The following is an 18,284-nucleotide window of genomic DNA, read 5'->3' on the forward strand; positions in this document are numbered from 1 at the left end:
CGGAGAAGGCGCAGAGCCGGCGCCCGCCGACGGTGAGTTCGAGCCGGATCTCGGTCAGCAGGTCGACCGGGGCGTGGTCGCTGCGCAGTGAGGTTCCCGGGCTCTGCCGGGCGCCGGGCACGGCGCCGTACAGTCCGTAGCAGACGGCGTCGAGGACCGAGGTCTTGCCGGCGCCGGTCGGTCCGTGCAGCAGGAAGATCCCGGCCGCGGAGAGCGCGTCGAAGTCGATCTCCTGAGTGGCGCCGAACGGTCCGAAGGCGGTGATGCCGAGTCTGTGGAGCCTCATCGGTTCACCTCCCGCACACCGTCGTCGACGCGTACGTGATCGAAGGCGCCGCGCAGCACGGTCCGCTCCGGCTCGTCGGTGCCGTACCCGCCGCGGACATGGGCCACGAAGTCCTCCGCGATGCTCTGGTCGTCGCGTCCGCGCAGCCGCTCGGCGTAGGAGGTCTGCGGGTCGTCGGGGGCCCGCTCCGGTTCGAAGGCGAGGCTGAGTGTGTGCGGGAACCGCTCGACGAGACGGGCCATCGGCTCGGCCGGGCGCACCGGGTCGGTGAGGGTGGCCTCCACCCAGGAGGGCTCGTGCCGGGACAGGGCGGGGTCGTCGAGGAGCGTGTCGAGCCGGCCGCGGAGCCTGGCGAGCGGGCGGGGCACCGGGCAGTCGATCCGTTCGGCGGCGATCGCGCCCGTGGTGTCCAGGTCGATCAGCCACATCGTCTTGCGGTGGCCGGCCTCGGAGAAGGAGTAGGCGAGCGGGGACCCGGAGTACCGGACGCGCTCGGTGACGGTCTGGCAGCCGTGCAGATGTCCCAGCGCCACGTAGTCGACGCCGTCGAAGACCCCGGCGGGGACCGCTGCCACGCCGCCGACGGTGATGTCGCGTTCGCTGTCGCTCGGCTCGCCGCCCGCGACGAAGGCATGGGCGAGGACGACGGAGCGGGTGGTGTCCGCCCGCGTTGCGAGGTCGGCGCGGACCCGCTCCATGGCGGCGGTCAGCACGGCCTCGTGCCCGGCCCGCTCGGCCTTGAACATGTCCTTGACGAGGGCGGGTTCCAGGTACGGGAGCCCGTAGAACGCCACGTCGCCGTGCGCGTCGCCGAGCACGACCGGGGTGGCGCAGTGCGCGGGATCGGTGCGCAGATGGATGCCGGCCCGCCCGATGAGTCCGGCGCCGACGCCGAGCCGGCGGGCCGAGTCGTGGTTCCCGGAGATCATCACGGTGGGTACGCCGGCCGCGGCGAGCCGGTGCAGCGCGTCGTCGAAGAGCTGGACTGCGGACAGCGGCGGCACCGCCCTGTCGTACACATCACCCGACACGAGCACGACATCGACCTCGTGGTCATGGACCGTCGCCACCAGGTGGTCGAGGTAGGCGGCCTGGGCATCGAGCAGCGAGACCCGGTGGAACGACCGCCCCAGGTGCCAGTCCGATGTGTGCAAAATCTTCAAGACCCGGCTCCGACCTGCATGTTTCGCTTCCTCCGCCCGTGGGGCCGCACCCCCTGTGCTCCGGAGCGGCCCGGACCCGGCGGCCGGTGATCGTCACACCCGCGCGGCCTGCCCCTGTCCCCCCGCGCACCACAGTACTCAGGCGTCCCCGTAGGACTCGCCTCCCAGCTCCAGGCCCGCCTCGCCCGCCGTCGCGTCGGCCAGCCAGCGCCGGAATTCGGCGACATCGGCGTCCGGCAGCGCGATCTCGATGGTCACCGCCTCCGCGTAGCGGACCTCGCGCACGGTCCGTCCGGTGGCCCGCAGTTCGTTCTCCAGCCTGCCCGCCCGCTGATGGTCCACGGTCACGGTGGCGAGCCGGAACCGCTGCCGGGTGAGCGTGCCGACCGCGTCGAGGGCCTCACCGACCACTCCCCCGTAAGCCCGGATGAGCCCGCCCGCACCGAGCTTCACTCCGCCGAAGTAGCGGGTGACGACCGCGACGACGTACCGCATCTCGCGGCGGGTCAGCATCTGGAGCATGGGTACCCCGGCGGTGCCTCCCGGCTCTCCGTCGTCACTGGCCTTCTGTACGGAGGCGTCGGCGCCGATCACGTACGCGAAGCAGTTGTGGCCGGCGGCCGGGTGTTCCCTGCGGACGCGGGCGACGAACTCCTGCGCCTCCTGTTCGGTGGCGGCGGGGGCGAGCGCGCAGACGAAACGCGATCGGTTGATCTCGGTCTCGTGCACGCCCGCTCGGGCGACTGTCCGGTACTGCTCCTGCATCCGGCCAGCCTATGCGCAGGCGCGGGAATGGTCCGGGGCGGCTGTCCGTTGTGCGGATCATGGACGCAGACACGGAGACGATCCGCAGGATTCTGACCGGGACGGGCGACACCTGGGCGGTGGTGGGGCTCTCCAACAACCGCTCCCGTGCGGCCTACGGGGTGGCCGAGGTCCTTCAGCGCTTCGGAAAGCGGGTGGTCCCGGTGCACCCCAAGGCGGAGCGGGTGCACGGCGAGGACGGCTACGCCTCGCTGGCCGACATCCCGTTCCCGGTCGATGTGGTGGACGTCTTCGTCAACAGCGAACTGGCCGGCGCGGTGGCGGACGAGGCGGTCTCGATCGGCGCCTCCGCGGTCTGGTTCCAGCTCGGGGTGATCGACGAGAAGGCCTGTGAACGCACCCGGGCGGCCGGGCTCGACATGGTCATGGACCGGTGCCCCGCCATCGAGATCCCCGCGCTGGACCGCTGAGGGCTCTCGGCCGGATGTGCGTGGTGTCACGCTCCGCTCCGGACTGGAACAATGACCCGCTGTGAGTACTGCTCCTGCCCTCGGTGTGCTGAGCGCCTCCCACAGCCGCGCCCGCCTGGCCGGACATCTGGCCCGGCTCGGTGTGGAGCGGGGCGGCGTCCTGATGGTGCATGCCTCGCTGCGTGCGGTGGGAGTGGTTGACGGCGGGGTCCGGGCCGTGGCGGGCGCCCTGCGGGATGTACTGGGACCGCAGGGCACGCTGGTCGTCCCGGCCTTCACTCCGGAGAACTCCGACACCTCCCCGCACTACCGCGCCCGGGTACGCGGTCTCAGCGACCGGGACCGGGACGCGGTGCGCGCGGCCATGCCCGCGTTCGATCCGGCCACCACGGCCGCCCCGTCGATGGGCCGCCTGGCCGAAACGGTGCGCCGGTCCCCCGGCTCCGTGCGCAGCGCGCATCCGCAGACCTCGTTCGCGGCCGTGGGACCGCTGGCCGGCCATGTGGTGGCCGGACACCGCCCCGACTGCCACCTCGGCGAGGCCTCCCCGCTGGCCCGGCTGTACGACCTGCGGGCGCAGATCCTGCTGCTGGGGACCGGCTTCGCTTCCTGCACCGCGTTCCATCTCGCCGAGTACCGCGTCCCGTCCGCACCCCGGCGCACCTACCGCTGCGTGGTGGGCGACGGCGGTGGGCGGCGGTGGTGGGAGTACGAGGACGTGGCCCTGGACGACAGCGACTTCGCGGCCCTGGGCGCGGACTTCGAGCGGTCGGCCCGGCCCCCGGCTGTCGCCGCCACGTCGGTCGGCTCGGCCCCGAGCCGGCTGTTCCGCTTCCCCGAAGCGGTCGGCTTCGCCACGCGGTGGCTGCCCGCGCACCGTCACGGCGGCGGGGGCGGCGACGTCAGCTCGTGATGCCGAGGCCTTCGACCACGACCGCGCCGGGCAGCGCCGCCAGCGCCTTGCCCGGCATGATCAGTTTGCCCCGGCGGCTGCCGCTTCCGATCAGGACCCATTCCTGGTCCACGACGGCGGGGTCGATCAACAGGGGCCAGCTGTCCGGGAGTCCGACGGGCGTGATGCCGCCGTACTCCATGCCCGTGTCGCCGACCGCCGTGTCCATCGGGGCGAACCGCACCTTGCGGGCGCCGAGGTGCTTGCGGACGGCACCGTTCACATCGACGCGGGAGTGGGACAGCACCAGGCAGGCGGCCAGGGTGACGTCTCCCCCGCGTTTGCCGGCCACGACGACGCAGTTGGCCGACCGGCTCAGCAGATCGGCCCCGTGGTGCTCGACGAAGGCCGCAGTGTCGGCGATCTCCGGGTCCGTGTCGACGTGGATGATCTGCTCGGCGGGGAAACCGCCCCAGCCCTCGCGGACCGCTGCGGCCACGGGTGCGGTGAGCAGTTCGAGGCGTTCGGTCGCGGGACGGGCATCCTCGAAGGAGCCGATGGGTGCGCGCATGCGCGCCACGCTAACAGCCCCGTGCACCGGCCCGGTTGGGCGTCTCATCTGACGGGCGGGATGGACACGGCCATGGTGAGTTCGACGGGCCGGGAGCCCTCGTTCCGGTAGGCGTGCGGATGGTGCGCCTCAAAGGTGGCCGAGGTGCCGGCGGGCACGGTGTACGGGGTGCCGTCGACGACCAGGGTGAGATCGCCCGCGGTGACGTGGAGCAGTTCGACGGTGCCCTCGGGGTGCGGGTCGGACGCGCTGCTGTCGCCCGGCACCAGCCGCCAGGACCAGAGTTCCAGCGGGCCCCGGGCATCCGTACCGACCAGCAGGGTGGTGGAGCTTCCCGCTTCCGTGGACCACATGCGTACCGCCTGACTGGCGGGCACCAGGCGGACCGGGGAGCCCTGGTCGTAGTCGAGCAGCGTGGTGATGCTGACGCCCAGCGCGTCGGCGAGCTTGACCGTGGTGCCCACACTCGGGTTGGTGCGCGCCTGCTCAATCTGGATGATCATGCCGCGACTGACCCCGGCACGGGTGGCGAGAGCGTCCAGGGTGAAGCCCCGCTCCCCGCGCCAGCGCTTGAGGTTGCGCGCGAGGGACTGGGTCAGCTGGTCGAGGTCAGTCACATTCCGTCCAATATTTTGGATGACAGGGTCGAAAATACTGCACTACGGTGTGGTGTACCCAACCGTTCACCGCACTGTACTGCGAGGCTCCTTCATGTCCGCACTGTTCGCCCTCGCCACCAGCCTGCTGTGGGGGCTGGCCGACTTCGGCGGCGGGCTGCTGACCCGGCGCATGCCCGCGCTCACCGTCGTGGTCGTCTCGCAGACCGCCGCGGCGGCCGTGCTCGCGGTGATCGTGACCGTCACGGGCGCCTGGAGCGAGGCGGGCGGGCAGCTGTGGTTCGCCGTCGCGGCCGGTGTGGTGGGGCCGGTCGCGATGCTGAGCTTCTACAAGGCCCTGGCACTCGGCCCGATGGGTGTGGTGTCCCCGCTCGGTTCACTGGGGGTCGCCGTGCCGGTGAGCGCCGGGCTGATCGCCGGCGAGCGTCCGGGGCTGCTGCAGTTCGCCGGGGTCGCCGTCGCGGTGGTGGGCATCGTGCTGGCGGGCGGTCCACAGCTGCGGGGCGCCCCCGTGCAGCGCCGGGCGGTGCTGCTGACCCTGGTGGCGGCGTTCGGCTTCGGGGCCGTGATGTCCCTGATCGCCGAGGCGTCGACCACGGTCACCGGGCTCTTCCTGGCCCTCTTCGTGCAGCGGATCACCAACATCGCGGTGGGCGGCACGGCACTGTACGCCTCGGTGCGCCGTGGGGCCCGTGCGCTTCCGGAGGAGGGCGGGGCCGCCGTGGTGCGGGCCGCGCTGCCCGCCCTGGCGTTCGTGGGTCTCGCGGATGTCGCGGCCAACGGGACGTACTCGGTCGCCGCCCAGCACGGACCGGTCACCGTCGCCGCCGTACTGGCCTCGCTCTACCCGGTGGTCACGGCCCTGGCCGCACGCGGCTTCCTGGGGGAACGGCTGCGCGGCGTGCAGGCGGCGGGCGCCGGGCTCGCACTGGTGGGCACGGTCCTGCTCGCGACCGGGTGACGGAACCCGACGGCCCCGGCTCCCGCCGTCAGCCCTCGTCGAGTTCCGCCACGGCCAGCAGCTGCTCGGGGGTCACACCCTCCGGGATCGGCACCGGGGCCGGTGTGCGCAGGGGCGGTTGCCAGCCCTTCTCCGGGTCCCAGCTGCGGACGACCCGGGCGGGGGCGCCTGCCACCACCGCGTGGTCGGGCACCCCTCCGCGTACCACCGCACCCGCCGCCACCACCACGTTGCGCCCGAGCCGGGCGCCCGGGAGGATCACCGCTCCGGTGCCGATCCAGCAGCCGGGGCCTATGGCGACCGGCTCCATCCGCGGCCACTGCCGGCCGACCGGCTGCTCCGGATCGTCGTAGCTGTGATTGGTCGAGGTGATGTAGACGTACGGCCCGCAGTAGGTGTCCGAGCCGATCGTCACCGTGGTGTCGGCGACCACATGGCTGCCGCGGCCGAGCACCACTCCGTCGCCCAGGGTCAGGATCGGCTCGGCACCCAGGTCCAGATCGGGCATGAGGCCTGCCGTGAGGGTGACCTGTTCGCCGATGATGCAGTGCTCGCCGAGCTCGATCCACCGCTCCCCGAAGACCGTGCCCTGCGGGAAGGCGAGCCGGGTGCCCTCGCCGATCCGGCCGAACCGCAGCCCGCCGGGGTGCGCCGGCGTGACCGCGCCCGTCTCCCGCACCCAGCGCCAGCAGCGGTGGACGGCCCCCGACAGGGCGCGCCGCCGCCAGGCGGTCAGGGCGGAGACCGTGTCTCTGTTCTTCGGCACTCGCACACGGTAGTCGCCACGCCCGGGACCGGTATCCGCACCGGCCTGTGATCTTCACCCCACCGGGTCCCGGGCCCCGCGCCCGTCGCATACCGTTTCCCCGGCGGAACCGGCCAGCCGCGATCGGACGACCGCGACCCACAGCACCGGAGCACGGAGGAACGCGCGATGGCAGAGCAGGCGTTGATCACCGCGATGGGCGGCAAAGAACCGGAAATCGATGCGTCCGCCTTCACCGCACCGACGTCGGTCGTGATCGGCGAGGTCACCATGGCAGCCGGATCCAGTGTCTGGTACCACGCGGTGCTGCGTGCGGACTGCGGTCCCATCGTCATCGGTGCCGGTTCCAACATCCAGGACAACTGCAGCGTCCATGTCGATCCGGGCTTCGCCGTCACGGTCGGCGAGCGCGTCTCGGTCGGGCACAACGCGGTGCTCCACGGCTGCACCATCGAGGACGACGTCCTGATCGGCATGGGGGCCACCGTCCTGAACGGTGCGCACATCGGAACCGGCTCGCTCATCGCCGCCCAGGCCCTGGTCCCGCAGGGGATGCGGGTGCCGCCGGGCTCGCTGGTCGCGGGCGTGCCCGCCAAGGTCAAGCGGCAGCTGACCGAGGAGGAGCTCGACGGCGTGAAGTTCAACGCGGTCGGCTATATGGAGCTGGCCAAGGCGCACCGTCAGGCGTACGAGGACTGAGCGCGGGGTACGGCGGCCGCCGGCGCGGAGTCCGCACGGGTCAGTCGGCCACCGGTACGGTCGCCGGCCCGGGCGTGGAGTCCGCCTCGGACCGTGCGGCCGCCTTCTTGGCCCGGTTCTTGATGACCAGCATCGAGGCGAGTCCGATCAGGACCGCGATCGCCAGCCCCAGGTACGAGAACCGCTTGAGCCAGGCCTCGGCGACGACACCCACCGAGTAGATGACGGCCGTGGTCCCGCCGGCCCAGGCGATCCCGCCGAGCAGGTTGGCAGTCAGGAACTTCCAGTACGACATGTGCAGGACTCCGGCGAGCGGTCCCGCGAAGATGCGCAGCAGTGCGACGAAGCGGCCGAAGAAGACCGCCCACATGCCCCACTTGTGGAACGAGCGTTCCGCCATGGCGATCTGGCCCTCGCCGAAGTGCCGGGGGAATTTCCCGCCGAGCCAGGCAAGCAGCGGACGTCCGCCCTTGCGGCCTATGGCGTAGCCGATCGAGTCACCGATCACCGCCCCGGCCGTTGCGCAGGCACCCAGGATCCACGGGTTGATGCCGTCGTGTCCCGCGGCCAGCAGAGCCGCGCTGATCAGGACGATCTCTCCCGGCAGCGGGATGCCGAGGCTCTCCACACCGATGACGATGCCCACCAGGAGGTAGACGCTTATCGCGGGGACGGTCTCCAGCCACTCCTGGATGTGCAACGCCGGTTCCTCCGTAGTGATGTCCTGTGGCCCGCCGGACAACTCCTCGGCGCACAGCGGCAAGCCTACCGGTCGCGTCACCGGCCGGAACAGCGCGAAGGGCCGCCCCGCACCCCTGCCGGGTGGGCGGCGGCCCTTGCGGTGCCGTCCGGAATCAGGCGTTGATCAGGCGTTCGGGCGAAGTGTCCAGACGACCGTCATCTCGCCGGTCACCGCGCCGTCGGCGCGCTGGATCCGGATGGCCACAGGGAACTCGGGGCGCTTGCCCTCGTCGAGTTCGGCGACGACGTCGGCCACCGGCCTGCCGAGCGTGGCGGTCGCGGTGACATCGCCCATGGCCAGCTTCGTGTAACCGATCTCGGCCTTCACCGCGAGCGGGACGGCGCGCGTCAACTGGTCCCCGAACGCGGCGATGACGATGGCGCCGCTCGCCGATTCCGCCAGCGTGAACATCGCGCCGGCGTGCGGTCCGCCGACATGGTTGTGGAAGTCCGCCTGGTCCGGCAGACGGACCACCGCGCGTTCGGCGGTGGACTCCAGGAATTCGAGGTTGAGGGTCCGGACCATCGGAACCGTCGCGGCGACCAGCTCGCCCGCGGTCATCTGTTCAGCGCTCATGAACTTGATGTTACTCACCGGTAGACAGGTTTGGCCATGCCCTGGGGATCACCCGGTCCGCGCCTGGTCGCGTCCTTCACCGTCCGCTCACAGGGGCGGCCGTAGCCGACCGGACGGCGCACCTCTATCGTTACTCGCCATGTGGCCAGGACAGCAGCCGCCCGGGGGCGAGCAAAACCCGCAGGACCAGAACCAGAACCCGTATCAGCAGCCGGGTTACCAGCAGCCGAATCCCTATCAGCAGCCGGGACACCAACAGCCCGGCACGTCCGGGCAGCAGCCCGGTTACGGCTACCCGCAGCAGGGACAGCCGGGCTACCAGCAGCCCAACCCGTACCAGCAGCCGACCGTTCCGCAGTACGCGGTTCCCGGCCCGCCCGAACCGCCTCGGCCCGGCAACGACAAGAAGAAGACGACCGTCGTCGCCATCGTCGCGGCGGTCGCGGTCGTCGCGGCCGCGGTGGTCACCGGCGTCGTCGTGATGAACAAGGACGACGACAAGGACGGCAAGAACGTCGCCGACGACAAGAAGTCGTCCGCGCCCGCCAAGCCCTCCGGGTCCGCGTCCTCGCCGGACGCCAACCCGCGCGGTGACGGCGGGGACGCCAAGCCGCTCATCGCCGGCTGGAAGGTGGTGACCAACCCGAAGTGGGGCACACAGTTCGACGTGCCCGGCGACTGGGAGGTCTCGCGTCCCAGCGTCTCCTCGTACTTCGTGGACGACAAGAAGGGCGACGACACGCCACTCATCGGCTTCTCGGCGCCCGCCGACCTCAAGAGCAAGTGGTGCGTCGACGACTCCGACCACGACGGCATCAAGGAGAACAGCAGCCTGGCCGGCACCGGCACCCGCGGCGCGGAGGGTGCCACCGACGCCGATGTGAACGCCAGGAACGAGGCGGGCACCTGGGCGTGGGCCGCCTACGCGCAGCACATGCCGAAGAGCACCATCAAGATCAGCAAGGCCAAGCAGTACACCACCAAGTCGGGTCTGACCGGCAGCCTGGTGACCGCCACGGCACCCAATGTCACCAAGAAGAAGAAGTGCGACACCGACGGCAAGTCCATCGCCTTCACCTTCAAGAACAGCAAGGGGGAGTTCTCCTCCTGGGTTCTGTACGGTGCCGCCTCCGTCCCGGACGAGCTGCCGGACGCGACGATCCAGAAGATCCTGAGCACGGTACGGCTGGTGAAGATCACCGAGTCCTGACGGTCCGCGGCAAACCATTTGGCGCCACGGGGCCAAGCCAGCGATAGTCCCTGAGTGACTGCCGCCGACCTCGCACCCCCATCGGACCTCCCCTCCCGGGCGGTCCGCAATTACCGGCTGCTGACCGCCGCCGCGATCATCACGGGCCTGGGCACCAACGGCGCGCTGATCGCGGCGGCGTTCGCGGTTCTGGAGTCGGGCGGCGACGCCGGCGACGTCGGGCTGGTGGCCGCCGCCAGGACGGCGCCGCTGGTGCTCTTCCTGCTGATCGGCGGGGCGGTCGCGGACCGGCTGCCGCGCCACCGGGTGATGGTCGCGGCGAACACCCTCAACTGCCTCTCGCAGGCCGCCTTCGCCTGGCTGGTGCTGGCCGGTGACGCCCGGCTGTGGCAGATGATGGTGCTCACCGCGCTCTGCGGCACCGGGCAGGCCTTCTTCAGCCCGGCGGCCGAGGGCATGCTGATGTCCACCGTCAGCGGCGAACAGGCGAGCCGCGCCTTCGCCCTCTTCCGGATGTCCATACAGGGCGCCGCCATCGGCGGAGCGGCGCTCGGCGGGGCCATGATCGCGGCGATGGACCCGGGCTGGGTACTGGCGATCGACGCGGCCGCCTTCGCGGTGGCCGGAGCGCTGCGCTCCTTCCTCGACGTCAGCCACATCCCCTCGCGCGCGCCCGGTGGCGGCCTGCTCGCCGATCTTCGGGAGGGCTGGCAGGAGTTCGTCGGCCGCACCTGGCTCTGGGCGGTCGTGGCGCAGTTCTCCGTGGTGGTCGCCGCGGTCGGGGCCGCTGAGGCGGTCTACGGGCCGCTGGTCGCCAGGGACGAGCTCGGCGGTGCCCGCCCCTGGGGCCTCGCACTCGCCGCGTTCGGCGTCGGCACCCTGGGCGGGGCGGTACTGATGATGCGGTGGAAGCCGCGGCGGCTGCTGCTGGCCGGGACGCTCTGCGTCTTCCCGCTGGCACTGCCCTCCGCGGGGCTCGCCGTGCCGCTGCCGGTGGCCGGGCTCTGCGCGGTGATGTTCGTCAGCGGGGCCGCCATCGAGGTGTTCGGCGTGTCCTGGATGACGGCCCTGCATCAGGAGATTCCGGAGGAGAAGCTGTCGCGGGTCTCGGCGTACGACTGGTTCGGCTCGGTGGCCATGGTGCCGCTCGCCACCGCGCTCGCCGGTCCGGTGGAGTCGCTGGTCGGGCGCAGCCAGGCGCTGTGGGGCTGCGCTGCGCTGGTCGTCCTGGTCACCGGGGCGGTGCTGTTCGTGCCGGACGTTCGCAATCTGACGCGCCGGACCAGCCCCACCGAGGTGGTGGCCGGGGGTGCGCCCGCGTCAGCCGATGCCGAAGGCGCCGTCGGGCGGCTCGGGTGAGTCGACCGCCTCGGCGTCACCGACCGGCCTGGCGCCCTTGACGAGCCCGGCCACGGCGGCGCCCTGCTCGACGCGGGCCGGAAACGCGTCGGCGGCGCAACGGCGGATCAGCGCGGCCGTGTCGAAGGGGGTGTGGGACGCGACGAGGATGACGTTGCCGAAGCGCCGGCCGCGCAGTACCGCCGGTTCCGCGATCACCACGAGCTCCTCGAAGACGGCCGCGAAGGTGGCCAGCTGCGGGCGCAGGAAGTCGAAGGGCGCCCCGTCCGCGAGGTTGGCGGCGTAGACCCCGTCGGCGCGCAGCGCCCGTTCCGCGGCCCGTGCGTAGGGCAGGGTGGTCAGGTGGGCGGGCACCCGCGAGCCGCCGAAGACATCCGCGACCAGGACGTCCACGGAGCCGGGTGCGGTCGCCTCCAGGTGCGCGCGGGCGTCCGTGCCGTGCACGGCGATCCCGCTGCGGTCCGGCAGCGGGAGGTGTTCGGCGACGAGGGCGAGCAGCCCCCGGTCGGCCTCGGCGACGTCCTGCCGGGATCCGGGGCGCGTCGCTGCGACGTAGCGGGGCAGGGTCAGGGCGCCGCCGCCGAGGTGCAGCACGTCGAGCGGTGCGCCCGGTTCGGCCGCGCAGTCCACCACGTGGCCGAGCCGTCTCGCGTACTCGAACTCAAGGTGCTGCGGCGCGTCCAGGTCGACGTACGACTGGGGTGCCCCGTCGACGGTCAGCAGCCAGGCCCGCTCCCGGTCCACGTCGGGGAGCAGTCTGGCGGTGCCCCGGTCCACGTCGCGGACGACCGGTATCGACTCGTTCACTCCCCCATTGTGCGGTGCCGGGCTCGCACTTCGCGCCACAGCCCGGGTCCGCCTCCCGTGGAGTTCGGGAGGCGGACCCGGGCCGTGCCCTTGCGGCTCCGGACTCAGAGCAGCCCGGTGACCGTGCCCGCGCCGATCGTGCGGCCGCCCTCGCGGATGGCGAAGCCGAGGCCGGTCTCCAGCGGTACGTCCCGGCCCAGTTCGACGGTCATGGTGACCGTCGTGCCGGGGCGCGCCACCGCCGCCGCGCCGAGGTCGACGTCACCGACGACGTCCGCGGTGCGGATGTAGAACTGCGGCCGGTAGCCGGTGGCGACCGGGGTGGTCCGGCCCCCCTCCCGCCCCGACAGGACGTACACCTGCGCGGTGAAGCGCCGGCTCGGTGTCACGCTGCCCGGCGCCGCCACGACATGGCCGCGGCGTACCCGGTCCCGCTCGACCCCGCGCAGGAGCAGCGCGACGTTGTCGCCGGCCTCGGCGGACTCCATCGGCTTGCCGAAGGTCTCCAGACCGGTGACGACCGTCTCGGTGTCGGCTCCGAGCACCGCCACCCGGTCGCCGACGCGCACGGTGCCTCGCTCCACGGCGCCGGTGACGACCGTGCCCCGGCCGGTGATGGTCAGGACGTTCTCCACCGGCAGCAGGAACGGCGCGTCGATGTAGCGCACCGGCATCGGTACATAGGTGTCCACGGCGTCGAGCAACGCCTCCACCGCCCCCGTCCAGCGGGGGTCACCTTCCAGGGCCCGCAGGCCCGACACCCGCACGACGGGCACGGTGTCGCCGCCGTAGCCGTGCGCGGACAGCAGCTCACGCACCTCCAGCTCGACCAGGTCGGTCAGCTCGGGGTCGCCCGCGTCGGCCTTGTTGAGGGCGACGACGATGTGGTCGACGCCCACCTGGCGGGCGAGCAGCACGTGCTCGGCGGTCTGCGGCATGATCCCTTCGAGCGCGGACACGACGAGGATCGCCCCGTCGAGCTGGGCGGCGCCGGTCACCATGTTCTTGATGTAGTCGGCGTGTCCGGGCATGTCGACGTGCGCGTAGTGCCGGGTGCCGGTCTCGTACTCGACGTGCGCGATGTTGATGGTGATGCCGCGCTGCGCCTCCTCCGGCGCCCGGTCGATGCGGTCGAACGGGACGAACGTGCCGGTGCCGCGGTCACTGAGGACCTTGGTGATGGCGGCGGTCAGGGTGGTCTTGCCGTGGTCGACGTGGCCCATGGTGCCGATGTTGAGGTGCGGCTTTGTGCGCACGTATGCCGTCTTGGGCATGGCTCATTCCTTGGATTGCGAAGCTGAGAGAGAAGACCCCAGGGCCCGGCCGACCCTCCCCTTACGGGGTCCGCCGGACTGTCGGGGGAGGGTCAGCTTCGGGCGCCGCCGATGGGCGCCGCGGCAGCGGTGAAAGCTGCTGCGACTGCTGTTGCCGTGGTGACCGCGACGTTCACGGCAGCCTTCGGCGCGTCCGCGACTGCGGACTGCGCTGTGGGGAAGGCGTACCGGAACATGCTCCGATCATGTCCGACAGCCGCGGGCCCGTCGAGCGATTTACGGCCGGCGGCAAGGGAGTGGGGAGCGGCGCTCCTCGGGTCCCTCAGAGGTGCTTGGTGGCCTCTCGTACGGACAGCGGCGACAGTCGCCCCCGGGCGCCGTCGACGAAGCCCCGTACGGCCTGCGGGTCGGTCTTCGCGTACTCGCGCAGGCACCAGCCGATCGCCTTGCGGATGAAGAAGTCCGGGTGGCCCGCCCGGCGCAGGCAGTATCCGAAGAGCCGTCCGGTCTCGGTGGCTTCCTTGAAGCGCAACTGGTGCAACAGCGCGGTGCGGACGATCCAGAGGTCGTCGTCCTCGATCCACGCGTCCATGTCCTTCCGGAGCTCCGGGTCGGCGGCGACCAGCGGACCCGCGACATGGGCGGCCAGCACGTCCACCGTGTCCCACCAGGGCGCGGTGGACACCAGATGGCGCAGGACCGGCAGGAATCCGGACGAGCAGCGCGCGACGTGGCGGCGGAGGTAGTCGGCGGCGAAGTACTGGTACTCGCGCTCGGGCAACGCCCAGCAGCGCAGCGCGATGGCGGCGCAGTCCGCCTCCCCCGGACGTGCGGTGCCTTCCAGGACGGTGCGGGACAGGGCCCGGCGCCGGGGCGTCGGAATGCCGAGGAACGGCGCGACGTGCTTGATGTACGCGGCGGCGGACCGGGCGCGTGCGGGGTCGGCGGCCGTGGGATACAGCGCGGTGAGGCGCTCCAGCACGATGTCGGCAAGTGCGCTGCCGGGGAGCCCGGGGGCGGCTTGGGGCGTATCGCGGGCGGCTTCGACTCCGTCGCTCATAACGGTCACATTACGACGATCACGCCTGGTGTCGGATACTCTCCCCGAATGCTCGACCCCGTCCCCGCCACCCGGCCCGCCGTCGGTCTCGCCGCGCGCTGCACGAGGGTGCTGTTCTCGCCCTGGTCCCGGCTCTCGCTGCTCGTGGCGGTGCTGCTGGCCGCCGCGACGACGATGCTGCTCCTCGAACCCCAGCGGCTGCTCGCCTCCGGCTGGCCGGCCCAACTGAGCGGCGGGGCAGCCGCGGTGGTGCTCTTCGGCCTCGCGTACGGCGTGTGCACGGTGGCCTTCGTGCCGCGGCCGCTGCTCAATCTCGCAGCCGGGGCGCTGTTCGGCACGCAGGCGGGTCTGGCGCCGGCGCTGGCGGGCACGGTGCTCGGCGCGGGCATCTCGTTCGGGCTCGGCAGGGTACTGGGGCAGGACGCGCTCCGTACGCTGCTGCGCGGGCGCTGGATGCGGGCGGCGGACGGCCAGCTGAGCAGGCACGGATTCCGCTCCATGCTGGCGCTGCGGCTCTTCCCCGGAGTGCCCTTCGCCGCGGCCAACTACTGCGCCGCCGTGTCGCGCATGGGATATCCCCCGTTCCTGGTGGCGACCGGGCTGGGCTCGATCCCGAACACGGCCGCGTACGTCGTGGCGGGGAGCGAGGCCTCGTCGCCGACGTCGCCCGCGTTCCTGGCCGCGATGGGCTTCATCGTGCTGACCGGAATCGGCGCGGCCGTCGTCGCCTGGCGCAGGCGTCACCGGCTGGGCGGCGAGTGACGCGGCGGTAGCGCCGGGGGTTGTCGTATTTCTGTTCACCTGGGGGCGATACGCTTCCCGCGTCCGACAGACGATCTCCGGGCCCCTGCGGCCCTGCCCTCACACGACCGCAATCCGCACGCTGCCGACGGGCTCCGATGCCCGTCGGACGATGCATGATCACTTCAGGATGGCCCAAGCCCCATGAGCTGGTTCGAATCCTTCGTCCTCGGCCTCGTTCAGGGACTGACCGAGTTCCTGCCGATCTCCTCCAGCGCGCATCTGCGGCTCACCGCGGCGTTCGCCGGCTGGCACGATCCGGGAGCGGCGTTCACCGCCATCACCCAGATCGGCACGGAAGCCGCAGTCCTCATCTACTTCCGCAAGGACATCGTCCGGATCGTCGGCGCCTGGTTCAAGTCGCTGACGAACCGCTCGATGCGGAGTGACCACGACGCCCAGATGGGCTGGCTGGTCATCGTCGGCTCCATTCCGATCGGTGTGCTGGGCGTGACGTTCAAGGACCAGATCGAGGGCCCGTTCCGCGACCTGCGGCTGATCGCCACCACGCTGATCGTGATGGGCATCGTGCTCGGCATCGCCGACCGCCTGGCCGCCCGTGACGAGACCGGCGGCAAGCACCGGGCGATCAGGGAGCGCAAGTCCCTCAAGGAACTGGGCATCAAGGACGGCCTGATCTTCGGCTTCTGCCAGGCGATGGCCCTGATCCCGGGCGTCTCCCGCTCCGGCGCCACGATCAGCGGCGGTCTGCTGATGGGCTACACCCGCGAGGCGGCGGCACGATACTCGTTCCTGCTCGCGGTCCCGGCGGTCCTCGCCTCGGGCGTCTTCGAGCTGAAGGACGCGGGCGAGGGACATGTGGCCTGGGGGCCGACGATCTTCGCCACGTTCATCGCGTTCGGTGTGGGGTACGTGGTCATCGCCTGGTTCATGAAGTTCATCACGACCAAGAGCTTCATGCCTTTCGTGATCTACCGGATCGTCCTGGGCATTCTGCTGTTCATCCTGGTCGGTGCCGGATCCCTGAGCCCCCATGCCGGCGAATCTGCCGGGTGACCCGCTCTCCACTGCTGTCTGGATCTGACGCTTTCCAGCACTGCTGTGCATCCGTGCGTCATGATCGTCTCCCCCTCGTCTCCCACCTGGGAGGCGGGGAGACGGGCAGCAGGACAGTGCGCTGTCGCGAAACCGGGGAGTAACAGGGTGGGCCCGCACAGTCTCAACTGTGCGGGCCCACTTGCGCGGCGGCCGGGTCCGACCGCACCGCCGGGACCGCTTCGGAGCCGCGGATCGTGCAAGTCCGGGAACTGTTCCGGGAACACCTGGACCCGGCCGCGCCGCGCTCCGGCACGGTGATCCGGCGGGCATCCGGGTGTCCTGAGCACCGGGGAGACAGCTGACAGCGTCCTGCTCCTGGCTTCGGGCTCAGCAACCCTCCGGATCGGCGGCGGGCGCGTCTGCGTGGGCCAGGGGGAGGGTGAAGACGAAGCGGGTACCGGGAGTGTGGCCGGTGTCGAGGGTGATGGTGCCGCCGTGGTATTCGACGATCTTCTTACAGAGGGCGAGGCCGATGCCGTTACCCGGATACGTGTCACGGGTGTGGAGGCGCTGGAAGATCACGAAGATCCTCTCGGCGTATTCCGGACCGATGCCGATGCCGTTGTCGCTCACCGCGAATTCCCAGCGGCGGTCGGCGCCCTCCGCACCGTCCGCGGGTCGCCGGGCGCTGATATGGACCCGGGGCACGACGCCCGGGGCGCGGAACTTGATGGCGTTGGAGATCAGGTTCTGCAGCAGGACGCCGAGCTGAGTCGGGTCTCCGTGCACCGAGGGAAGGGGGTCATGAGTGAGGACCGCCCCGGTCTCCTCGATGGCCATGCCCAGGGAGTTGGTGGTGCGCCGCAGCACGGTCGCGAGGCTGACGTCGGCGTCCTCGGCATGCAGGCGTCCAACGCGGGAGAAGGTGAGGAGGTCGTTGATGAGGGTCTGCATCCGGTTGGCACCGTCGACCGCGAAGGCGATGTACTTCGGTGAGCCGCTTGTTGACGTCGGTGGCGTGGGCCAGGACCCAGACTCCGCACCCGGTCAGGACCAGGAGGACAACCAGCGCTGCCGCCGAGCCGGCACCCAGCCAGCCGCGGGTGGTCCAGCCCCCGGGCGACCGCCGCGGCGGTGTTACCAGGTCCTGCTGAACAGCGTCGATCTGCACGTCGGATCCATCCTCCCTGGTCCCCGCGGCGCGCCGGGGTGGCTGGGCGTCTACGGTGCACCCATGGCAGTTGAGACGCGGCTGAGCCCCGAGCAGGAGGAACTGGCCGAGCGGGCACGATGTGCCGTCGCCGAAGCCGCCCGGCAGCTCTCTCTCCCTACGGCGGTGGCGGATGCCGACGGGCAGGACCCGAACGAGTTCCGAAGCGACGCGCTGGCCTCATTGCGTGCCCTGGCCTACCTCGGCCGGGCGGTGGAGGAGTGCGCGGCGCTGGCCGCCCGGGCCGCCGCGCAGGAGGGCGCCGGTTACCCGCAGTTGGGCAGAGCCTGGGGCGTCAGCCGCCAGGGTGCCCGCAAACGCTGGCCCGGACTCGTTTTCGCCGCCCGCCCCGCATCACACCCGCTTCCCGACCACCAGACCCGGAGCTCAACCATGAACGGCCTCGCCCCCCGCGCGTACACCGTCCTGCTCGTCGAGGACGACATGGCCGACGCCATGCTGATCGAGGAGGCCCTGACCGAGCGCGGCATGGCGCGCGGTATCGAACGGGCCGACGACGGCGTCGCGGCGCTGGAGTACCTCCGCGACCCGCGGACCGACCGGCCGGATCTCATCGTGCTCGATCTGAACATGCCCCGCATGAACGGCCGCGAGTTGCTGAACGTCCTCAAGACCGACACCGAGCTGTCGAGCATCCCCATCGTCGTGCTGACCACGTCCGCCGCGCCGGACGACATCGACGCCGCCTACCGCCAGCACACCAACGCCTACGTCACCAAGCCCGTCAACCTGGACGAATTCATCGAGTCCGTCCAGAGCATCGATTCCTTCTTCCTCGACATCGCCTCGATTCCTCCGCACCGCCCGGGCGACGCCGGCTGAGCGGGCGCGCCCGAGGTCACGCACTCCCGCGCGGGTGCCGGCCGGGCAGCATCCGGCGCTTGCCCGTGCCACGGCCGATGCCAAATCACAGCTTCCCCCTGACACGCAGAGCCGCCAACGCGGTGGTCGACTCAGCCACAGTCACATCACCAGGGCGCTGTGTACGCACCGCAACCCAGGCCGCATCTCGCCCAACGAGCGGACGCCGTGCCC

General features: G+C 71.4%; 20 protein-coding genes and 1 pseudogene. 9 read left to right on the forward strand and 12 right to left on the reverse strand.

The genetic code is table 11. From position 1 onward, the window contains the following. The 3 genes from J1C73_RS16030 to J1C73_RS16040 all read right to left on the reverse strand — a co-directional run. Positions 1 to 286: AAA family ATPase (locus J1C73_RS16030; RefSeq protein WP_207316976.1), on the reverse strand; the 286-nt coding region annotated here is incomplete at its 3' end. Next, positions 283 to 1,449 (reverse strand): exonuclease SbcCD subunit D, encoded by a 1,167-nt coding sequence (locus tag J1C73_RS16035; RefSeq protein WP_207316977.1) that lies wholly within the window; start codon positions 1,447 to 1,449, stop codon positions 283 to 285. The genes J1C73_RS16035 and J1C73_RS16030, both read right to left, overlap by 4 nt. Positions 1,450 to 1,587: 138 nt before the next feature. Beyond that, positions 1,588 to 2,214 (reverse strand): YigZ family protein, encoded by a 627-nt coding sequence (locus tag J1C73_RS16040; RefSeq protein WP_207316978.1) that lies wholly within the window; start codon positions 2,212 to 2,214, stop codon positions 1,588 to 1,590. A 59-nt stretch (positions 2,215 to 2,273) separates the two neighbouring features. Here J1C73_RS16040 and J1C73_RS16045 point away from each other — a divergent pair, with 59 nt between their 5' ends. Next, entirely contained in the window at positions 2,274 to 2,684 is a 411-nt protein-coding gene (locus tag J1C73_RS16045) for a CoA-binding protein (protein WP_207316979.1), read from the forward strand. Positions 2,685 to 2,745: 61 nt separating this feature from the next. Continuing rightward, a complete protein-coding gene (locus J1C73_RS16050; RefSeq protein ID WP_372446694.1) occupies positions 2,746 to 3,597 on the forward strand; it encodes an AAC(3) family N-acetyltransferase in 852 nt (283 codons plus the stop codon). Here J1C73_RS16050 and J1C73_RS16055 read toward each other — a convergent pair. After that, positions 3,587 to 4,147 (reverse strand): YbaK/EbsC family protein, encoded by a 561-nt coding sequence (locus tag J1C73_RS16055; protein ID WP_207316980.1) that lies wholly within the window; start codon positions 4,145 to 4,147, stop codon positions 3,587 to 3,589. The genes J1C73_RS16050 and J1C73_RS16055 overlap by 11 nt on opposite strands. Positions 4,148 to 4,191: 44 nt before the next feature. Beyond that, positions 4,192 to 4,764 (reverse strand): helix-turn-helix domain-containing protein, encoded by a 573-nt coding sequence (locus J1C73_RS16060; RefSeq protein WP_207316981.1) that lies wholly within the window; start codon positions 4,762 to 4,764, stop codon positions 4,192 to 4,194. A gap of 94 nt (positions 4,765 to 4,858) precedes the next feature. Between J1C73_RS16060 and J1C73_RS16065 the strand changes: the two genes are divergently transcribed. After that, the gene (locus J1C73_RS16065; RefSeq protein WP_207316982.1) at positions 4,859 to 5,725 is read left to right on the forward strand and encodes a DMT family transporter; all 867 of its coding nucleotides are present in this window, start codon (positions 4,859 to 4,861) and stop codon (positions 5,723 to 5,725) included. Positions 5,726 to 5,753: 28 nt separating this feature from the next. Here J1C73_RS16065 and J1C73_RS16070 read toward each other — a convergent pair whose 3' ends face one another. Beyond that, positions 5,754 to 6,491 carry an acyltransferase gene (locus tag J1C73_RS16070; protein WP_207316983.1) on the reverse strand — a complete coding sequence of 246 codons (738 nt, stop codon included), beginning with the start codon at positions 6,489 to 6,491 and terminating at the stop codon, positions 5,754 to 5,756. A 168-nt stretch (positions 6,492 to 6,659) separates the two neighbouring features. Between J1C73_RS16070 and J1C73_RS16075 the strand changes: the two genes are divergently transcribed. Continuing rightward, positions 6,660 to 7,190, forward strand: a complete 531-nt coding sequence (locus J1C73_RS16075; RefSeq protein ID WP_207316984.1) for a gamma carbonic anhydrase family protein — start codon at positions 6,660 to 6,662, stop codon at positions 7,188 to 7,190. A gap of 40 nt (positions 7,191 to 7,230) precedes the next feature. On the opposite strand, the gene J1C73_RS16080 is transcribed toward J1C73_RS16075, so the two are convergent. Then, a complete protein-coding gene (locus J1C73_RS16080) occupies positions 7,231 to 7,890 on the reverse strand; it encodes a DedA family protein (RefSeq protein ID WP_207316985.1) in 660 nt (219 codons plus the stop codon). A gap of 165 nt (positions 7,891 to 8,055) precedes the next feature. Next, complete coding sequence (locus J1C73_RS16085) at positions 8,056 to 8,493, reverse strand: DUF4442 domain-containing protein (protein ID WP_123467946.1); 438 nt, start codon at positions 8,491 to 8,493, stop codon at positions 8,056 to 8,058. A gap of 154 nt (positions 8,494 to 8,647) precedes the next feature. On the opposite strand from J1C73_RS16085, the gene J1C73_RS16090 reads away from it, so the two are divergent. Both J1C73_RS16090 and J1C73_RS16095 read left to right on the forward strand, forming a co-directional pair. Next, the gene (locus J1C73_RS16090) at positions 8,648 to 9,718 is read left to right on the forward strand and encodes a DUF8017 domain-containing protein (protein WP_207316986.1); all 1,071 of its coding nucleotides are present in this window, start codon (positions 8,648 to 8,650) and stop codon (positions 9,716 to 9,718) included. Positions 9,719 to 9,772: 54 nt separating this feature from the next. Beyond that, entirely contained in the window at positions 9,773 to 11,077 is a 1,305-nt protein-coding gene (locus J1C73_RS16095; protein WP_207316987.1) for an MFS transporter, read from the forward strand. Here the strand turns inward: J1C73_RS16095 and J1C73_RS16100 are convergent. The 3 genes from J1C73_RS16100 to J1C73_RS16110 form a co-directional block, all read right to left on the reverse strand. Beyond that, on the reverse strand, positions 11,039 to 11,884 hold the full coding sequence (locus J1C73_RS16100) for a spermidine synthase (RefSeq protein ID WP_207316988.1): 846 nt from the start codon (positions 11,882 to 11,884) through the stop codon (positions 11,039 to 11,041). The two genes, J1C73_RS16095 and J1C73_RS16100, sit on opposite strands and share 39 nt — an antisense overlap. 104 nt (positions 11,885 to 11,988) lie before the next feature. Next, complete coding sequence (gene tuf / locus J1C73_RS16105) at positions 11,989 to 13,158, reverse strand: elongation factor Tu (protein WP_123467954.1); 1,170 nt, start codon at positions 13,156 to 13,158, stop codon at positions 11,989 to 11,991. 322 nt (positions 13,159 to 13,480) lie between these two features. Continuing rightward, positions 13,481 to 14,218: a DNA alkylation repair protein gene (locus tag J1C73_RS16110; RefSeq protein WP_207316989.1), complete on the reverse strand. Its 738-nt coding sequence runs from the start codon at positions 14,216 to 14,218 to the stop codon at positions 13,481 to 13,483. A 48-nt stretch (positions 14,219 to 14,266) separates the two neighbouring features. Between J1C73_RS16110 and J1C73_RS16115 the strand changes: the two genes are divergently transcribed. Both J1C73_RS16115 and J1C73_RS16120 read left to right on the forward strand, forming a co-directional pair. Then, positions 14,267 to 14,980: a TVP38/TMEM64 family protein gene (locus J1C73_RS16115; protein WP_207316990.1), complete on the forward strand. Its 714-nt coding sequence runs from the start codon at positions 14,267 to 14,269 to the stop codon at positions 14,978 to 14,980. Positions 14,981 to 15,163: 183 nt separating this feature from the next. After that, positions 15,164 to 16,036 (forward strand): undecaprenyl-diphosphate phosphatase, encoded by an 873-nt coding sequence (locus J1C73_RS16120; protein ID WP_123467960.1) that lies wholly within the window; start codon positions 15,164 to 15,166, stop codon positions 16,034 to 16,036. Positions 16,037 to 16,405: 369 nt separating this feature from the next. Here J1C73_RS16120 and J1C73_RS16125 read toward each other — a convergent pair. Beyond that, a pseudogene (locus J1C73_RS16125) lies at positions 16,406 to 17,008 on the reverse strand (sensor histidine kinase); the annotation flags it as partial. Between the two features lie 244 nt (positions 17,009 to 17,252). Between J1C73_RS16125 and J1C73_RS16130 the strand changes: the two are divergent. Further along, the gene (locus tag J1C73_RS16130; RefSeq protein WP_207316991.1) at positions 17,253 to 18,071 is read left to right on the forward strand and encodes a response regulator; all 819 of its coding nucleotides are present in this window, start codon (positions 17,253 to 17,255) and stop codon (positions 18,069 to 18,071) included. The last annotated feature ends 213 nt before the right edge of the window (positions 18,072 to 18,284 follow it).

Origin of the sequence: Streptomyces laculatispora (assembly GCF_017353455.1) — a bacterium.
GTDB lineage: Bacteria > Actinomycetota > Actinomycetes > Streptomycetales > Streptomycetaceae > Streptomyces > Streptomyces laculatispora.

Coding starts and splice junctions, on each gene's coding strand:
- J1C73_RS16040 (WP_207316978.1), bottom strand. CDS start 2,214: ATGCAGGAGCAGTACCGGACAGTCGCCCGAGCGGGCGTGCACGAGACC.
- J1C73_RS16045 (WP_207316979.1), top strand. CDS start 2,274: ATGGACGCAGACACGGAGACGATCCGCAGGATTCTGACCGGGACGGGC.
- J1C73_RS16055 (WP_207316980.1), bottom strand. CDS start 4,147: ATGCGCGCACCCATCGGCTCCTTCGAGGATGCCCGTCCCGCGACCGAA.
- J1C73_RS16065 (WP_207316982.1), top strand. CDS start 4,859: ATGTCCGCACTGTTCGCCCTCGCCACCAGCCTGCTGTGGGGGCTGGCC.
- J1C73_RS16075 (WP_207316984.1), top strand. CDS start 6,660: ATGGCAGAGCAGGCGTTGATCACCGCGATGGGCGGCAAAGAACCGGAA.
- J1C73_RS16085 (WP_123467946.1), bottom strand. CDS start 8,493: ATGACCGCGGGCGAGCTGGTCGCCGCGACGGTTCCGATGGTCCGGACC.
- J1C73_RS16090 (WP_207316986.1), top strand. CDS start 8,648: ATGTGGCCAGGACAGCAGCCGCCCGGGGGCGAGCAAAACCCGCAGGAC.
- tuf (WP_123467954.1), bottom strand. CDS start 13,158: ATGCCCAAGACGGCATACGTGCGCACAAAGCCGCACCTCAACATCGGC.
- J1C73_RS16110 (WP_207316989.1), bottom strand. CDS start 14,218: ATGAGCGACGGAGTCGAAGCCGCCCGCGATACGCCCCAAGCCGCCCCC.
- J1C73_RS16115 (WP_207316990.1), top strand. CDS start 14,267: ATGCTCGACCCCGTCCCCGCCACCCGGCCCGCCGTCGGTCTCGCCGCG.
- J1C73_RS16120 (WP_123467960.1), top strand. CDS start 15,164: ATGAGCTGGTTCGAATCCTTCGTCCTCGGCCTCGTTCAGGGACTGACC.
- J1C73_RS16130 (WP_207316991.1), top strand. CDS start 17,253: ATGGCAGTTGAGACGCGGCTGAGCCCCGAGCAGGAGGAACTGGCCGAG.